Here is a 14,622-nt window from a genome sequence, read left to right as displayed (position 1 = left end):
TCTAAGGGTAGCGGCTAGTCCACCGTTACCAGGCTAAAGAGCTCAACGTCCTCGTTAGAAGGCGTGAGCTTCTTGCGCGGATTAAGAAACGCAAGCTCAAGGATACAACCATAACCTACGAGCTTTGCGCCCATATCTCGCACCAGTTTACCTGTTGCCTCGACGGTTCCGCCCGTCGCGACCAAGTCGTCCAGAATCAACACGGTATCTTTAGAGCTGATGGCATCGACGTGAATCTCAATCGAATCGGTTCCATACTCGAGCTCGTATTCCTGGCTAACGGTCTTACGTGGCAGTTTTCCCGGTTTACGTGCAGGAACAAAGCCGGCGCCGAGTGCCACGGCAACAGGCACGCCTACCATAAAACCGCGAGCCTCGGGTCCTACAACCTTAGTGATGCCCATGCCGGAGAAATGCTCCGCTAGCGCGTCGACCATGGCTTTAAGCGCTTCGGGATTGCTAAAGAGCGGCGTGATGTCCTTAAAGACGACTCCGGGCTCGGGATAGTCGGGGATGTCGACGATGTGAGATTCGAAGTCGTACATGGTGTGACCTTTCATGGGAGGCTGGTTTGTAGAAGCGTTTATTTGTCCGCGCTGGCGGTGCCGGTGTGCGAGGGGGCGACAACCTTAAGCGGCTGCACGAGGGATTCCTCGCGCACGGGGACCGCGGAGGCAGATGCCTCTTCGCTTTTGGCTTTGGTTGATTCGGAGCGTGCGATCTCCTCATCGAGGGCATCGATATCGGCGTCCTCGACTACGGCGTTGAGTGACTCAAACACGCGGTTTTTGAGCAGCGCAGTATGCACGCCCTCGGTGAGGTCATGTAACTTCTTAAACGCGCGTTCGAGCTTGGCATCGCGTTCGTCATCGGAGGTGTCCATGCCAAGCATACTCACGAGCACTTGCTCGAACATCGAAGACTCGCGGTTGGCGGATGATACGTACTGACGAAGGTTTCGCGGCTCGATATGAAAGCGTGACAGCTCGGAACAGTAGCGGATAATCGGAAAATCGCGCCCGTCGACGAGCTCACGGTTCTGCGGACTCTTGATAATGCGAATAAGGTCGTTTTCGGCCAAGGAGCGAATAAACGAGATCTCGACGCCCAACATATCCGGAATGGTCTCGATGGGGTGCAGTTTCTGCTTGGTTTCCTTTGGTTCCGTCTTGAGCGGAACATCGGACAGCAGACCCACCTCGTAGGCAAGCGTGGAGAGATCTGTAGCGTTTTCCAGACGTTGCTTGATCACGTTGAGCGGCATGTAGCGAGTCTTCTGCAGGTGCAGAATGACCTCTAGACGGTCAACGTCCTCCTTGGAGTATTGGCGATACCCCTTAGGCGTACGATGAGGGGTGATGAGCCCCTCATCTTCTAGAAATCTAATTTTTGAGTTCGAAAGATCGGGGTATGCGCCTCGAAGTAAATTGACGACCTGGCCGATACTCAGATAGTTGCGTTCGGCCATGCCCTACTCACCGGTTTCGATGCGCTCCGGCGTGCTCTCGTGGTAGATGAGCGTAAACGTACCGATCTGGACGGAAGATCCGTCGTGCAGCGGGGCGGCATTGACGATGGCGCCATCAACCCACGTGCCGTTGAGCGAGCCTAAGTCCTCGATGCGAGCAGCCAGACCCTCGCGAATAATGCGTGCGTGGCTACGCGATACGGTCATGTCATTGAGGAAAATGCCGTTTGCCGGATCGCGGCCAATGGTGGTCACATCATCCTCGAGTTCAAAGGCAGCACCGGTCTGCGGCCCCTTGACAATAGACAGAACGGGGGCGGTGATGCGAACGTTCGCCATAAGATCGGGAACGGTAACGTCGCTCGAAGGCACACGGAAGACGCAGGTTGCGTCGGCAGTCTTATCGTTTTGAGGCATATTGTTAACCATGTTGTCCATGACAACCCCTAACTTAACGCGGACATGCCGCAAAGAATGAACTGTACGTAATAATACCCCAATGGCTTAGTCTTCGATTTCGGGGTTAAGAAAGTCGACGTCTTCGTCCTCTGGATGCGCAACAGCCTGTTTAATGGCCGCTCCACCCTTAATGGAATAGATGACAGCGGTGAGCATGGAGAAGATGACGCCGCCATACACAAAAAAGATGCCGAGCGGTACCGAGCTGCCGTTGAGGCCCGGGAAGGCCGTGAACGTGGCAGGCAGCAGATGCCAGCCGTCCACGGTGGGAAAGCCCAGCAGCATGAGCGAGAAGCCGGTCATGAGCAGCGCCGTGGCAATCTTGCCGGGAAACACTACGTCGATGGGGCGGCGGTGGTAGTGGCGCACGATGAGCGTGCCGATGCCCAGGTAGATATCGCGACCGATGATGAGCACGCAGACCCAGATGGGAAGCTCGCCGCGAACCACGAGACCTAAAACGCCTGTAAATAGCAGCGCACGGTCGCAGATGGGATCCATAACCTTGCCGAGCCACGAGACCGTTTTGGTCATGCGGGCAATCTGACCGTCCATCCAGTCGGTGGAGGCCGCGATGGCATAGATGACAATGGCGACGACACGGTTGTTGTCCGTCACAAACAGGTACAGGAAGACCAGCGTGAGGATCAGGCGCGTGAAGGTAATGAAATTGGAGATCGTGAAAATCTTATTCGACGGGTAATCGGAGGTGCCGATAAGCTCCTTTTTGATCTTCTTTTTGATGCCCACAGGACTCCCCCGCTGGTAAACGACAAAACTCTCGATACTATACCCGTTCTGGCGACGTCTATCCAGCGTAAGCATAGAGAGTCCAGACATGTGGAGGACGGTATCGGCCGGGATGTTTATCGCTTTTGTATACACCAGCCTCCAAACATGTCGAAAAATGTTGTTTTTGGAGGCTGTTGTACAGGTTTTTGTTGCGCAGACGTATTGAACGGGAAAGTCGTTGACTCTTCGTTGCTATAAGCAATTGCTTATTCTTCCCAAAATATGGCAATTGACGAGTTCAAGTGAACGCATGAAGGCGGCTCCCGATGATTCGGGAGCCGCCTTCGCAATTCAACCTATGGGAAAACCGACTGCTAATTCAATTTGACCCAGATAGCGGGGCGGACTCCGAGCACTTCATCCTGCTCGTACCCGTCATCGCCTGATTCGATATCGCCCCACGTGTTCACGTAATTTACCAGAGGCTGACCGTCATAGTAAATGTCGTCGTAGAGCCAGCTGCCGCTATACTCTTCGACGGTAGAGGTCCACCATTCCTCATCTTCGTTCCCGCCCTTTACCGACGTTGCGTACAGGAAATCCTCCGACGGGGCGCGGTCGAAAACCATGAAGGAGCCGAGGATGGTGACATCTCCGTCGATAAGGCCGCGCTCTGCGTCGCTGAAGGCGTAATCCTTGAAACTGCCGTTCAGATAGTCGTATAGCGAGCTGGACTCGAAATCGGTTGCGTCGCCTTGCGTATCGAACGCCATCTCGTCGATGCACTGCTGGGTTACGAGAAGGGCCCGTCCGTCCTCCTTGTCGACTACGACCCATCTGATTGGTCTGCCGGCGACCGAGGTGCCCTTATAGGTCGAAAGGTCTTCCGAATAGGTCCCGAGCTCGACTGTTTGACCGATCGACTTGCTCTCGATTATCTCCTGCTCCGCCTTCATGTCCGCCTTCGTCTCGAGCATGGAAGGCAGGGGCGAGATGGCGACCATGACGGCAAGCAGGACGATGCCAGCGACAGCCGCGACGGCTATCTTCTTCCTCCTTTTCGAGAGGTTCGCAATCTTCGCTTCGGCCTCTCTTGCCTTCTCGCCCGAATCCCCGTAGCCCTGCTCGGCCAACTTCTCGAGGCTTTCCTTAGCGGCCTCAGCTTCCTTCCTGTTGCCCTTCTCGAGTATCGCGACGCTCGTCTTGTAGACCCTGTCCCTTCTGGATTCATCCAGGAACGCGGCATCTTCCAGATTCGCCAGTTTCTCGCGCACGGAGCCGCAGTTCCAGCAGGTGCCGCGCTTGAGGTTCACCGCCCCGCAGCCGCACTGCCACCATCCATCGTGCTCGGAATGGACGCCTGAGCATTTGAAGGTATCGGCCCCCATCTCGGAGAGCAGGACATCGCGTTCCGACTCCTCGACCCCGGTGAGTGCGAGTGGCGCGGGGCTATCGATGTCGATCGGATCTCCGAAGGACGTCTCGCCGTCCGCTCGGGTCACAACGGCACGCGAGCCGGTGATAACAGACAGCTTGATTCTCACCGCCTTGGGCCTGAGTACCTCGCCGGCGGGCAGGTCGGCATCTAGGAGCGAGAAGTCGACGGTCTCCGTCTCCCCTCCCTCGCCCTCGAGTCCGACTGTGAACTCTATGCGGCCGATGGGTTTCGTCGATACGTTGACGATTTTTGTCTGGAGGAAGCAGGCTCCCGTCTCGGTGTCCCTGGAGACCTGGACGGCCAGTAACCTGACGGGGCAGAGTTCCTGCCAAGAGGGGTTGGCGTCGCGGTAGACGATCTTGTACTTTGACATGTCTACACCACGGGCAGGGCATCTTCATCCGTTTTTGCGCTGGGCGCCGGTGCCGCTCGGTCTGGCAGTGCGCAGACGATCAGGCCGACCATGAGCGCCGTGCCGAAAAGGCCGATGAACCAGAGGATTCCCGCGCCATTGGTGTAATGCCCCTTGGCTCTGGCGATCTTGACAAGCTCCGCCACGCCGCAGATGTTGGCGACGATTGCCAGGAGGGGCAGGATGAGGATTATCAGCTCCAGCATTCTCATTTCCGTCCTTTCTTCTCGACCGCCCGCTTCGACACCGGCGGTCCTCCGTTACTTTCGATAACACCAATTCTACTGTCCTCACCTGCGAATTTGTTGAGCAACAAATTCGATTGTGTGAGCGGTCGGTTAAGCTGCGCAGACGTTGAGCTAATTACTCTTTGCCGCTGCGGCAAGACCGGTGCAGAAATCTGAATTAGCCCTATGCTCGGCTCGTATTGCAAACCCTTAAGCGAAGGGAGCCGCATATGCATGCAGCGGCATTTTCGCCTCGGGGGGGGTCACTCCTGAAACGACCCGTCTCCGAGGGCAATCGATTATCGAGTACGTACTGATTATCGCGGTCATCGGCCTTGTGATCGTGTTCGCGGGACCCGGCGTGGTCGGTGCCATCCGAAACCAGTTCAACCAGGTGGCGAACACGGTCGACGCCGGCACCGACGGAGACAACTTCATGAGCGCCGAGGAAAAGGCGTATAAGGAAGCGATGAAGACCGTAGCCCAGAAGGAGGCCAAGGACTGGACCCTCGATGAGCAGAAGGCCGCCACCGACATCGCCAAGAACGGCACATTTTCGGTCGTATACGCCAAAGCCAAGGCAGCCATGGACGCGAACACTTCGTGGCCGATGAAGCTCACCGATGGCAGGACTGTGACCTATCGAATCATCGGCATCAACCACGATGACCTCGCGGACGGTTCGGGCAAGGCCGGTCTGACGCTACAGCTCGATCAGGAACTCGCTGATGGACGTATAGATGCTCGTGGCCCATGGGATAAGTCACCTTTGAGGAGCAATCTCAACAATGGCGAACTGTTCAAGCTGTTCCCAACAGACTATCAGCAGAAGCTGGTTCCAGTAATTAAGTGGACAAACAACGATAACGGTATGTCTAAAACGGCTTCTGTCTCGAAGACTGAAGACCGAGTTTTTATTCCTTCCTATCGAGAACTTTATGGTGATCCCGTATCGAGCCTAAGCGATTATTCCTGGCTTGAGAACGAGGGCGAACAGTACGCTAAGATCTGGGATTCTGGTATGATGCGATCCCTTGATAATAGTTGGGCGGGAAAAGGCCTTACGCATTCGAGTCAAACAAAGCTGGAAGCCGCATATTCATCTGTTAATAATAGTGTCAGACCTGATTTCTGCTTCTAGCCCTATCTGCATCTAGCTGGTAAGCCCGCATGACCACGCGCGGGCTTTTCTTTTGGCGCTTCAGCCGGTATCACCGTACCGCGACGGTAGAATACTAGAGTACCGCGCTCTCCAGTACCGTATGGGTAACCGCAGACAGGCGCATGGAGAGGAGCAGGGCCATGAGGACTATCAAGGGATATAGGATCAAGGAGCCCGAGGATTGGGGCTTCGAGGTTCCCGCTGACTCGTCTCAGTGCATCCGCGATTTCCTGGATGCCTGGGAGAACGACAGTCGTTTGCTTGATTGCTATATGGACGAACTCCACGGCACGTTGAGGGAATTGTCCGTGGAAAGGGACGACCTCTTGCACAAGTACTATCTCAACGGCGGGTTCGTCGAGGAGCAATAGGGCGTATCCATGATAGGAAATGACGTAAGCACCGATAAGATTCCCGAGAACGTCGACTTCTCCGACAGCGTTCCGAACCCCTACATCGGGAAGGTGCGACGGCGTGTCACCGCCGAGCAAGAAGACGCTGAAGGAGCTCGAGGCGGCGAGCGGGAGAGGTCACCGATGGAGTTCAGGCTTGCAAACGGAACCGTGATCACGAACGAGGACATCGAGCGCGAGTGCGCAGAGTATGAATCCGGCTCTTGGGCGGGAACCCTGACGGGCCGCCACGAGCGGCATAAAGAAGTCTGAGTTCCTGCGTTTAGCCGCAATCGAATAGGCCGTGAACATCCTCAAATCGGCATAAAACCCATTAGAACGATATGGGGCGGAGAAAATCTCCGCCCCATATCAATTACTTCCTTCTGATGCCCACGGTCTGCCTCCTGTCTCCGTCATCTGACATATCCACTAGAAGGCAAATCCGGGTGATAATCCGGATGGGGTCTTACCGCTGCGGCAACAACATGGAGTTTCGATCGGCGGCTCCCGATGACGGATTTCTCCGCCGTCCCCGCCGCCGGCTACTGCCCTATCCCCGCCTGTATACCCCGCTGCGGTGGTCGACATCCACTGCGAGGATGACGAGGGCGCCGTCCCTAGGTCAGCACCTCGATGGCCGCGGCTCAATTCCCCTGCCATCGGCTGCGTGGGTTCCGGCAAGGGGTTCCAGCGCTGCTCGAAAGGGGCGCAAGGCTCGACTGTCGGTCGTGCCGGACGGTATGCGTTTTGGGACGGGGTGCCGCTTCGAATGATGAGGTCACCTCGTGGCACCCTCCTGCGTACCGGGTGTCCTCGGCTGTCCTGATGAGCGTCTATACTGAAATTGCTCACGCTGGGGGCTGCGCTTCGTCAGACAGAGCGGTACTCTGTCTTTGGCAAGCGGGCGCCCGCGACCAGACACTAATCCTGAGGAGGCAGATGTATGCGCATTTACTGCATGACGGATATCCACGGATGCCTTGAGCCATTTCTGAAGGCCCTGGAGACTGTCGACATGGAATCCGAGGATTCCATGCTGGTCCTCCTCGGCGACTACTGCGACAGGGGCCCCGACTCGCTCGGGGTGTTCAGGACCGTCATGGGGCTGCAGGAGCGCTACGGCGCGCGCGTCATCGCGCTGCGCGGAAACCATGAGGAGCAGCTCCTCGAGTACATGTCCAATGTGGACAACCCCGACTTCGCGCAGGCGTGGAAGCTCGCTGACAGCAACCTGGCGACCGCGAGGTCCTTCCTCGAGCCGGATGAGTTCGAGCATGTGCGGCACCTCCTCGTCCTGAAGCGCTTCGAGGAGGCGTACCGCTACACGGTGGGGCGCATAAGGAAATCTCACGGTGACGTCATCAGGTGGGTCAGGCGACTCCCGTACTACTGGGAGTCGCCTTTCGGGCAGGTGTTCGTCCATGCCGGCATCTACGAGGAGGCGGGCGTCGATTGGTGGAAGCCCGGAACTCCTGGGGAATTTTTCACGTCGATGCCCCCGATGTATGTCGGGCAGCACTTCGACCTCGACGTTATCGCCGGGCACGTCAACACCGAGGCGGTCTCGGGCATCGCGGGCTACCGCGGTATCTGGCATGACGGGACCAGCCATTACTACATCGACGGGAACGTCATGAAGAACGGCGAGGTCGCGGTGCTGACCTACGACTCGGAGACCGGCAGGTACTCGGGTCCGGGGCTGGGCCGGCACTAGGGCGCAGGGGAGGTATCCATCATGGAGGTCTTAGTCGGAGGCAGGGCCACGGACCGAGATATCGTGGAGAAAATCGCCCGCGATCAGGCCGGACTCGACAGAAGATACCTCAGGGTATACGGGAGCTGGGCTACCGGCCCGAACGGCGAGCCGGTTCAGGTCCTCGCCGACGACGAGGCCCATTTCGTCATTAAAGACCCTCGGATTTCCCTGCAGATCTCGATGAGGGTCCTGGACGGCGGCGTGATGGCCACGACGTTTCCGTCGCCCAGAGTCGTGACACCCGACACGTGCGCGGCTTTCACCGAGTTCTCGAATGCGTTGAACGATGTGAGGGTACGGGCGGGCCTGTTCGCCGTGGACACGGAGAACATGGATATCTACTATCAGGCGTTCATCCCGTCTGCGTTCCTCCGAGCCGACATCGAGAAAGCGCGGGAGCTCCTTCTCGAGACGGGTGTGAATTACTTCGGGACCATGTCCGTGCCGATCTGGGGCCTCGCCCAGGGTGACTGGCCGGTCGAGAAGGCAATCCGCTACATGAACGAAATCCTGGATGAGGGTTTCGTCTACGATGGCGACTATGATTAAAAAGGGATCCAGCCAGATGGCTGGATCCCTTTTTGGTGCTCAAGTCAATTCGACCGCCGGCGTCGCCGGCCAGCTGACTCGATGACGCCGGTCGCCATGCTGTACGGCACCCAAAAAGTGAACCCCCGACACAATGCAAACCCAGAGCCAAAACCCAGTGCCAAAATAATCCTTTCCTGCAGGCGGTCACGGGATGCATCCGGGCGGCAGTGGCCCGTCTTCGCAGGGAACCCCTGTCTCCATGGCCTCCTCGACCGTCCCGACGACCGCATCGTCGGGAAGTGACGGGAGGCCCCATGGGATGAAACCGAAGCGGGCGATGTGGGCCTCAAGGCACACATCGACGGTCATCTTCTTGATTGGCCTTGGGAAGAGGCGAAGTTTCATGGGTCCCCCAATCGTCGACGGGCTCATTCTCGCGCGGCGTGCGGATATGTTCCCGCGCCCCGCGGCCCGAGAGGATCCATTCCGAGAACCGGAGCACATTCTCGGTGGGTCCTGGATAGCGTGCGGCGGCGGCGCCTCCGAGAAACCACAACGTGAGCGCCTGGGCGTAAATCGAGATGCCTAGGCGCTCGGCATCCTCGACCACCGCCTGCACCGCCACACGGTCGAGCCGAAGCATGGCGGCGGCACAGGACAGCTCGATTTCCTCGTCCGTGGTGGGGCTAGGTCCAGTCATCGTCATAGATAAACCCCTGCGTATACAGCTCGTCGTCATTCAGCCTGCCGGCGATCACATCCATGTCAGCAATCTCCTTTCCTTGAGGCTTTCGCCGCACCGGCCTCTAATCTTCGTATGGCCCCTCTCCCTTCTTTGCGCGAGCGGCGTTTACGACGTCGAGCATGTGATGGGTAAAGTCTCGTGTCGTATTGCTCTTCGGGATTCTTGATTTCAGGACTTTTTTATATTCACAGTAGAGTTTATCGGGTACGTTCATGCTGACCTGGGCCAGCCCCTCACGTGTGCTCATCGTCGCTCCTTTTGTCTCGCGTCCGGCGGCTACCACATAACCAACCAAGAAATACGCTTAATACTATACATGAATATCTTCCCTTTTATGGCTACTATATATCTGTTATGTCTAGACAAAATTTGGGTATAGTAAGTTATGAGCCGCTTCAAGCCGCAAGAAGACGGCCAATGCATCAACCGAAGCGGTAAAACAACCCCCATATCGAAAGGAAATGACATGTTGGACTTAATAAATATGACGGCAGGCGATCTCAGCGCGCTCATCAATGACGACGCTGGCGGCAACACCTACTCTACGAGGTTCGGCAAGAGTGTGTATGGCACCATCGCGTTTAACCTCGGCAAGTATAAGTCTCAGCAGAAACATCTTCTCGATGTGCTGGATTCCGTAGAAGACTCCCGTCCGCTCCGGGATATCCTTGTCCATGAAGAGAATCCAGCACAGATTTTGGAAATACTGGCAGCTATCGGCGCGGAAGATGAGGTGAAGCAGGCGTATACAGATGGCGAGGAGGCATGGACGTGCGCTATATCGGACGGTTTCGGGGTGTCCGCTGCATGCGCCAAAAGCGCGGCAGCCATGCGCCGGGCGACCATATACGGCAAGCAGTCCGACGACTCCGACCGGGAGGCCGCCGCATAGGGGTCCGGTGGATGCCCGGAATGGAAGCCTGTCGCCGTCGGTGCGATGACTTCCGTGCTCTAAGAGCTCGGGTATAAGGCTGCCCCTGTCATCTTGATCCCGATTGTCAAGAAACTGCCGGCCGCGAAGGTCGAACTCGCCGCAGCTCGCGCGACCGCGGACACGCTCCGGGACCAGATCACCTTCACGCAGCAGGTGGCTCTTGGTAACCGCACGAACGATTTGAGGTTCTTGGCACAGGCAATCGAGTTGTTGAAAATGGGCTCATACAGCGGCTCTTAGAGCGCCTGCCGCACTCCCCCGCCATTATCTCTGCGGCTCCCTCGTATTGAGCCCATTCTGGTCGGCGTTTCGAGTTCGGGGCGTATGCGGTGGGTGGATAATGGATTCACTTCGATGGCGGCGTTGACGGGGGCAACCATGGCGATCTGCGAGATCAAATTCGATGAGGGCGAAAGGGCCTTGATTCAGGGCCATGCGGACGCCGCGGGCATGTCCTTTCCCGAGTTCGTGAGAAGGGCCGCGCTCGAGAAGGCTGAGGACATGGCGGACATCATGGCCTACAACGAGGCCTTGGACGGGGATGACGGTACCCGCTACTCGATGGAAGAGGTCGTGCGCATGGCGGTGGAGGCCGAGTGACTGTCCGCACGTATCGTCTGCTCGATCTTGACAAGGGCGTCGGATATCTGCCTGCTGGTGGGAAGCGCGAAGCGCTCCCTGCGCGACACAACCTCATCGAACATCGGGACAAGGAACGCCCGGACCTCCGCCTCTTGGAACTGCGATGGGAGCGTCTCCTCCATCAGCGCCTTGAACTCCTCCGGCTTTACGCCGTCTAGGGCAGCAAGCAGCTCGTCCATCTCGCGTCCGTCGAGCAGGTACTCGACCGCCATGCACGACACCATGGCGCTGAAGTAGCGCCCGAAAGACGCGCTGTCGCCTTCGAACAGTATCCCGCCGACTACTCCCGCGGCCGCCGTGCCGACCGTTCCGCCGACCATGCCGCCCGCGAGGCCGACGACGGTCCCCACGCCGGGCGACACCGCCGTGCCGGCCGCGGCACCGACCTTCGCCGCCGCGACTCCTGCCGCAGCGGCGCCGGCGATTCCCCCGGTGATCGAGGTGGCGAGGCATGCCATGTTCTGGGCGTACTGGGCGCCACTTGCCTTGCCCTGGAAGAGCCTGTAGGTCTCGGGGACCGAGAACACGGCGAGGGTCACCGCTGCCGAGACGGCATTGCCCCTTAGCATCTTCGCGAGCTGCTTGGAGGCGGCCGCCCCGCTGATGGCGGTCTTGCCCGTAAGGGCGCGCAGGCCGTTGACGATTGTGACGGACGCCTTGAATCCGAGCTTGCCGACCAACGCCTGGCTGGGCGCCATCAAAGCGTTGGAAAGCCCCGTTCTGGAGAGCTGTGAGACGACCATATGCTGGGCGAAGGACAAGCCGAACACCTGGACGCCGGCGGCGATGCCAGCCTGGACGGCACCGGTGATGTCCTTGGTCTCCCTGTACGCCATGAACGTCGTCGCCAGAAACGACAGGCCGAACGCGCAGGAGCATGTGACCGCGCCGGTCGCGGCGTCATAGGCCACCGATTCAATCGTTCCCGGCTTGGTGAGGTTCACCGCCTGGTCGTATGTGAGCTTGCCCTTGCGGACGATCTTCTCGGCGTCCCTGGGGTCGCTGACGCCGGGGACCTTGCCTTGGCTAATCTTCTTCTCGAAACCGCGGAGCACCTGCTGGTACTGGTCTTTCGGGACTTCGAGCTGCATCGGCGTGCGGTCTTCTGTGAGGTAGCGATACTGATGGCTGCTCGGATCGAAGCATGCCTCGAGGGAGCCGCGTGCCGTCTTGTAGTACTTGGTCTGGATCAGAACGCCGTCGACACTTCGGTCGGGTCCGTTCTTCGCGTTGTCCCTCCCCAGAATCTCGGCCTGGTGACCCTGGAGCCTGTCGATGATGCTGTTCGCCTCCTCGGCAAGTTCTCCGTGGCCCGCAGGGTTGTTGACCGAGGCCCGTTGCTCGACGAAGACCTCCCCGTTGCTGTTGATGGTTGCCGCAGCCGCGACTGCTACGGCTTTAACCGCCGTATCGTCCACTGCGGCAAGCTCGCTGTCGATGCCGGCGGCGCGGTCATCCTCGAGGCCACGGAGCGCCTTGCAGCGGGATACGAACTGGCTCCGGCACGATTCGTCGACGGTGAGCGCAAGGTTGCCTTCACCGTCGGAGGCGAAGGAGCTGGGTTCGAAGTACGCCCATTCGAAGTAGAAGAGGCGGGACTGCCTCTTTTCCTTCCCCGGGACGGCGAACGCATCGGCGTCTGCCTTGATGTAGACGCCCTTTTCGGTCATGGCGATGCCGCTGGGCCTGAGGTCGAACTCGGCGTCGGCCCAGACGACGGTCTGTTCCCTCGGTATCGGGAAGGCTGACTTCACCTTGGCGGCATTGGCTTCCGTCAACGGGAGCGGAGACTCCTGGAATGAGCCGAGTAGCTCCTGTGCGCGGGTGGCCTCAATCGCCCTCAAGGCTTCCTGTACCTTGGGCGCGTACTCCACCTTCTCCGCATCAAGTCTTTCGGCCTCTTTTTCGTCGAGGACGGCCTTCGCGCCGCCCGCCGCCCCTGCGATTGCCGCGCCCGCCGTTGTAGCCGCGTCCACGATCGCAGCGCCTGCCGCTACCGCCACCCCAGATGCCCCCTCGGCAATCCTGGCCGTCGCCTCGCCGGCAGTCTTAGTGGCCCTCTGAATCTCCTGCAGCGGGTCGAAGCCTTTGTCGAATATGCTCATGGACGATTCTTTCTCGTGGGCGAACAGACAGTTCGAATCGCGTTGTTTCTCATACGGGCGTTATTATAGCCATGCGTCTCTATGCCTTTGGTACAGCTGCCAGACCCGGCGCGGGAAACTCGAGCAAGATTGTCGAATATTGGGCGGTACAAGGGTGGCGCCCACAATCGCCTTTATATCGACAAGGTGCAGCCGTGCGAGGCTTTGAGAGGGCAATTGACTGCATTCAAGACGCTCGGTTTTCTCCCCTACCGTCGATGCGGTTGCCGCTGCGGCACGTTGAGGGTTGACCGAATCACCCCATCGTACGCTCCTGCATGCAATATCAACCCTTACACGAAGGGAGTGTCGCATATGCATGCAGCGGCGCAGAACCTTCGGAGACGGGTATCTCCTAGAGGTACCCGTCTCCGAGGACAGTCAATTATCGAATACGTCCTGATCGTGGCCGTCATCGGCCTTGTCATCGTGTTCGCGGGTCCCGGCGTGGCTGGCGCCATCCGTAACCAGTTCAGCCAGGTCACGAACACGGTCGACTCCGGTACCGACGGGGACAACTTCATCTCGGCCGAGGAGAAGGCCTACCGCGAGGCGATGAAGACCGTCGCGCAGAAGGAGGCCAAGGACTGGACGCTCGACGAGCAGAAGGCCGCCGCCACCGACATCGCGAAGAACGGCACGTCTTCTGTGGTCTACGCCAAGGCCAAGGGCGCCATGGATGCGGGAACGGTTTGGTCGGTCAAGCTCACGAATGGCCAGGCCCTTCAGTACCGTATCATCGGCATAAATCACGACGACCTCGCTGGCGGTTCGGACAGGGCGGGTCTCACGTTCGAGGCAACCAACACTGCCCTAGCTTCCCAGAGAATAAACGCTTCGAACACCAACGCTGGCGGCTGGGAGAAGTCCGAACTCCGCGATCGCCTCAATAACGGAGACCTCTGGGCGCTTTTGCCCTCCGAGCTCCAGTCTAAAATGAAGTCCGTCACGAAGTTAACCGATAACAGGGGCGGAGGCACCGCCGGCACTCCCTCGGCCACGACCGACAGGGTCTTCCTCCTCAGCTCGACCGAGGTCTGGGGCGATCTAGACTCCGACGGCACCCAGTACGAGTATTACGCTTCCAGGGGCGTGACGAAGTCGAGCTATTCCGGTGCTTCGTCGAGATTTGATCACTGGACCCGCTCCGTGCGTTCGGGCTACTCCGCGAGCTTCCGCTGTGTCCGTGGCAGCGGTGGTTTGGATTACGGCAGCGCGACGTTCGCCTATTACGTGTTCCCCGCCTTCTGCTTCTAATCTCAGCCATAAAGCCCGCGCGATCCCGCGCGGGCTTTTCTTTTGGCAAGTGTACGAACTATTTTAGGTTCGTGGCACAGGTAGTCGGGTTGAGGAAATATGGGGTCATACAGCGGCTCTCAGAGCGTCTGCCGCACTCCCCCGCCATTATCTTTGCGGCGACCTCGTATGGGGTCCATCCCGCTTGGCGTTTCGTTGCAACAGCCCACTTGTCCACCGATCAAGTGAACTACTGGAATAAATACAGCGACACGCTTGTTCGTTACAGTCGCTATATCTGTGTAAATCGCCGCGATAAATACAGCCTGTACTCGGCTGTA

Annotated in this window: 17 protein-coding genes; 8 read left to right on the top strand and 9 right to left on the bottom strand. The window is 58.5% G+C overall.

Annotated features, from left to right (window positions below):
- Window positions 1-14: 14 nt before the first annotated feature.
- From ACQRC0_RS00205 to ACQRC0_RS00180, 6 genes are all read right to left on the bottom strand, one after another.
- Window positions 15-545, bottom strand: a complete 531-nt coding sequence (locus ACQRC0_RS00205) for an adenine phosphoribosyltransferase (protein ID WP_195838556.1) — start codon at window positions 543-545, stop codon at window positions 15-17.
- A 38-nt stretch (window positions 546-583) separates the two neighbouring features.
- Complete coding sequence (locus tag ACQRC0_RS00200; protein ID WP_154516382.1) at window positions 584-1,468, bottom strand: MerR family transcriptional regulator; 885 nt, start codon at window positions 1,466-1,468, stop codon at window positions 584-586.
- Window positions 1,469-1,471: 3 nt separating this feature from the next.
- The gene (locus ACQRC0_RS00195) at window positions 1,472-1,906 is read right to left on the bottom strand and encodes an FHA domain-containing protein (RefSeq protein WP_195838557.1); all 435 of its coding nucleotides are present in this window, start codon (window positions 1,904-1,906) and stop codon (window positions 1,472-1,474) included.
- Between the two features lie 66 nt (window positions 1,907-1,972).
- Window positions 1,973-2,677, bottom strand: coding sequence for a CDP-alcohol phosphatidyltransferase family protein (locus ACQRC0_RS00190; RefSeq protein WP_427726787.1), 705 nt, complete (start codon window positions 2,675-2,677; stop codon window positions 1,973-1,975).
- Window positions 2,678-3,033: 356 nt separating this feature from the next.
- Window positions 3,034-4,470, bottom strand: coding sequence for a hypothetical protein (locus tag ACQRC0_RS00185; protein WP_427726784.1), 1,437 nt, complete (start codon window positions 4,468-4,470; stop codon window positions 3,034-3,036).
- Between the two features lie 2 nt (window positions 4,471-4,472).
- Window positions 4,473-4,721: a hypothetical protein gene (locus ACQRC0_RS00180; RefSeq protein WP_427726782.1), complete on the bottom strand. Its 249-nt coding sequence runs from the start codon at window positions 4,719-4,721 to the stop codon at window positions 4,473-4,475.
- Between the two features lie 451 nt (window positions 4,722-5,172).
- On the opposite strand from ACQRC0_RS00180, the gene ACQRC0_RS00175 reads away from it, so the two are divergent.
- From ACQRC0_RS00175 to ACQRC0_RS00155, 5 genes are all read left to right on the top strand, one after another.
- Window positions 5,173-5,877 (top strand): DUF6273 domain-containing protein, encoded by a 705-nt coding sequence (locus ACQRC0_RS00175; protein ID WP_427726779.1) that lies wholly within the window; start codon window positions 5,173-5,175, stop codon window positions 5,875-5,877.
- A 161-nt stretch (window positions 5,878-6,038) separates the two neighbouring features.
- A complete protein-coding gene (locus ACQRC0_RS00170) occupies window positions 6,039-6,269 on the top strand; it encodes a hypothetical protein (RefSeq protein ID WP_427726776.1) in 231 nt (76 codons plus the stop codon).
- A 9-nt stretch (window positions 6,270-6,278) separates the two neighbouring features.
- Window positions 6,279-6,563, top strand: coding sequence for a hypothetical protein (locus tag ACQRC0_RS00165; protein WP_427726773.1), 285 nt, complete (start codon window positions 6,279-6,281; stop codon window positions 6,561-6,563).
- A 673-nt stretch (window positions 6,564-7,236) separates the two neighbouring features.
- Complete coding sequence (locus ACQRC0_RS00160) at window positions 7,237-8,007, top strand: metallophosphoesterase (RefSeq protein WP_427726770.1); 771 nt, start codon at window positions 7,237-7,239, stop codon at window positions 8,005-8,007.
- Window positions 8,008-8,028: 21 nt separating this feature from the next.
- A complete protein-coding gene (locus tag ACQRC0_RS00155) occupies window positions 8,029-8,598 on the top strand; it encodes a hypothetical protein (RefSeq protein ID WP_427726769.1) in 570 nt (189 codons plus the stop codon).
- Between the two features lie 328 nt (window positions 8,599-8,926).
- On the opposite strand, the gene ACQRC0_RS00150 is transcribed toward ACQRC0_RS00155, so the two are convergent.
- The gene (locus tag ACQRC0_RS00150) at window positions 8,927-9,286 is read right to left on the bottom strand and encodes a hypothetical protein (protein WP_427726767.1); all 360 of its coding nucleotides are present in this window, start codon (window positions 9,284-9,286) and stop codon (window positions 8,927-8,929) included.
- A 100-nt stretch (window positions 9,287-9,386) separates the two neighbouring features.
- Window positions 9,387-9,572, bottom strand: a complete 186-nt coding sequence (locus tag ACQRC0_RS00145) for a hypothetical protein (protein ID WP_427726765.1) — start codon at window positions 9,570-9,572, stop codon at window positions 9,387-9,389.
- A gap of 138 nt (window positions 9,573-9,710) precedes the next feature.
- Here ACQRC0_RS00145 and ACQRC0_RS00140 point away from each other — a divergent pair, with 138 nt between their 5' ends.
- Together ACQRC0_RS00140 and ACQRC0_RS00135 are read left to right on the top strand one after the other, a co-directional pair.
- Window positions 9,711-10,217: a hypothetical protein gene (locus ACQRC0_RS00140; protein ID WP_427726763.1), complete on the top strand. Its 507-nt coding sequence runs from the start codon at window positions 9,711-9,713 to the stop codon at window positions 10,215-10,217.
- 375 nt (window positions 10,218-10,592) lie between these two features.
- Window positions 10,593-10,859 carry a DUF6290 family protein gene (locus ACQRC0_RS00135; RefSeq protein ID WP_427726761.1) on the top strand — a complete coding sequence of 89 codons (267 nt, stop codon included), beginning with the start codon at window positions 10,593-10,595 and terminating at the stop codon, window positions 10,857-10,859.
- Here the strand turns inward: ACQRC0_RS00135 and ACQRC0_RS00130 are convergent.
- Window positions 10,814-13,006, bottom strand: coding sequence for a hypothetical protein (locus tag ACQRC0_RS00130; RefSeq protein WP_427726759.1), 2,193 nt, complete (start codon window positions 13,004-13,006; stop codon window positions 10,814-10,816). The two genes, ACQRC0_RS00135 and ACQRC0_RS00130, sit on opposite strands and share 46 nt — an antisense overlap.
- 444 nt (window positions 13,007-13,450) lie before the next feature.
- On the opposite strand from ACQRC0_RS00130, the gene ACQRC0_RS00125 reads away from it, so the two are divergent.
- Complete coding sequence (locus ACQRC0_RS00125) at window positions 13,451-14,302, top strand: DUF6273 domain-containing protein (RefSeq protein WP_427726757.1); 852 nt, start codon at window positions 13,451-13,453, stop codon at window positions 14,300-14,302.
- Window positions 14,303-14,622 lie beyond the last annotated feature (320 nt).

This window comes from Collinsella sp. SGI.033 (assembly GCF_050315135.1).
Classification (GTDB): domain Bacteria; phylum Actinomycetota; class Coriobacteriia; order Coriobacteriales; family Coriobacteriaceae; genus Collinsella.
The sequence above is the reverse complement of the archived record's forward strand: the minus strand, read 5'-3'. Positions and strand labels throughout refer to the sequence as shown.

Bases quoted from the DNA above. Each gene is read 5' to 3' on its own strand.
- ACQRC0_RS00205 (WP_195838556.1), bottom strand. From the start codon at position 545: ATGTACGACTTCGAATCTCACATCGTCGACATCCCCGACTATCCCGAG.
- ACQRC0_RS00200 (WP_154516382.1), bottom strand. From the start codon at position 1,468: ATGGCCGAACGCAACTATCTGAGTATCGGCCAGGTCGTCAATTTACTT.
- ACQRC0_RS00195 (WP_195838557.1), bottom strand. From the start codon at position 1,906: ATGGACAACATGGTTAACAATATGCCTCAAAACGATAAGACTGCCGAC.
- ACQRC0_RS00185 (WP_427726784.1), bottom strand. From the start codon at position 4,470: ATGTCAAAGTACAAGATCGTCTACCGCGACGCCAACCCCTCTTGGCAG.
- ACQRC0_RS00180 (WP_427726782.1), bottom strand. From the start codon at position 4,721: ATGAGAATGCTGGAGCTGATAATCCTCATCCTGCCCCTCCTGGCAATC.
- ACQRC0_RS00175 (WP_427726779.1), top strand. From the start codon at position 5,173: ATGAGCGCCGAGGAAAAGGCGTATAAGGAAGCGATGAAGACCGTAGCC.
- ACQRC0_RS00170 (WP_427726776.1), top strand. From the start codon at position 6,039: ATGAGGACTATCAAGGGATATAGGATCAAGGAGCCCGAGGATTGGGGC.
- ACQRC0_RS00165 (WP_427726773.1), top strand. From the start codon at position 6,279: ATGATAGGAAATGACGTAAGCACCGATAAGATTCCCGAGAACGTCGAC.
- ACQRC0_RS00160 (WP_427726770.1), top strand. From the start codon at position 7,237: ATGCGCATTTACTGCATGACGGATATCCACGGATGCCTTGAGCCATTT.
- ACQRC0_RS00155 (WP_427726769.1), top strand. From the start codon at position 8,029: ATGGAGGTCTTAGTCGGAGGCAGGGCCACGGACCGAGATATCGTGGAG.
- ACQRC0_RS00150 (WP_427726767.1), bottom strand. From the start codon at position 9,286: ATGACGATGACTGGACCTAGCCCCACCACGGACGAGGAAATCGAGCTG.
- ACQRC0_RS00145 (WP_427726765.1), bottom strand. From the start codon at position 9,572: ATGAGCACACGTGAGGGGCTGGCCCAGGTCAGCATGAACGTACCCGAT.
- ACQRC0_RS00140 (WP_427726763.1), top strand. From the start codon at position 9,711: ATGAGCCGCTTCAAGCCGCAAGAAGACGGCCAATGCATCAACCGAAGC.
- ACQRC0_RS00130 (WP_427726759.1), bottom strand. From the start codon at position 13,006: ATGAGCATATTCGACAAAGGCTTCGACCCGCTGCAGGAGATTCAGAGG.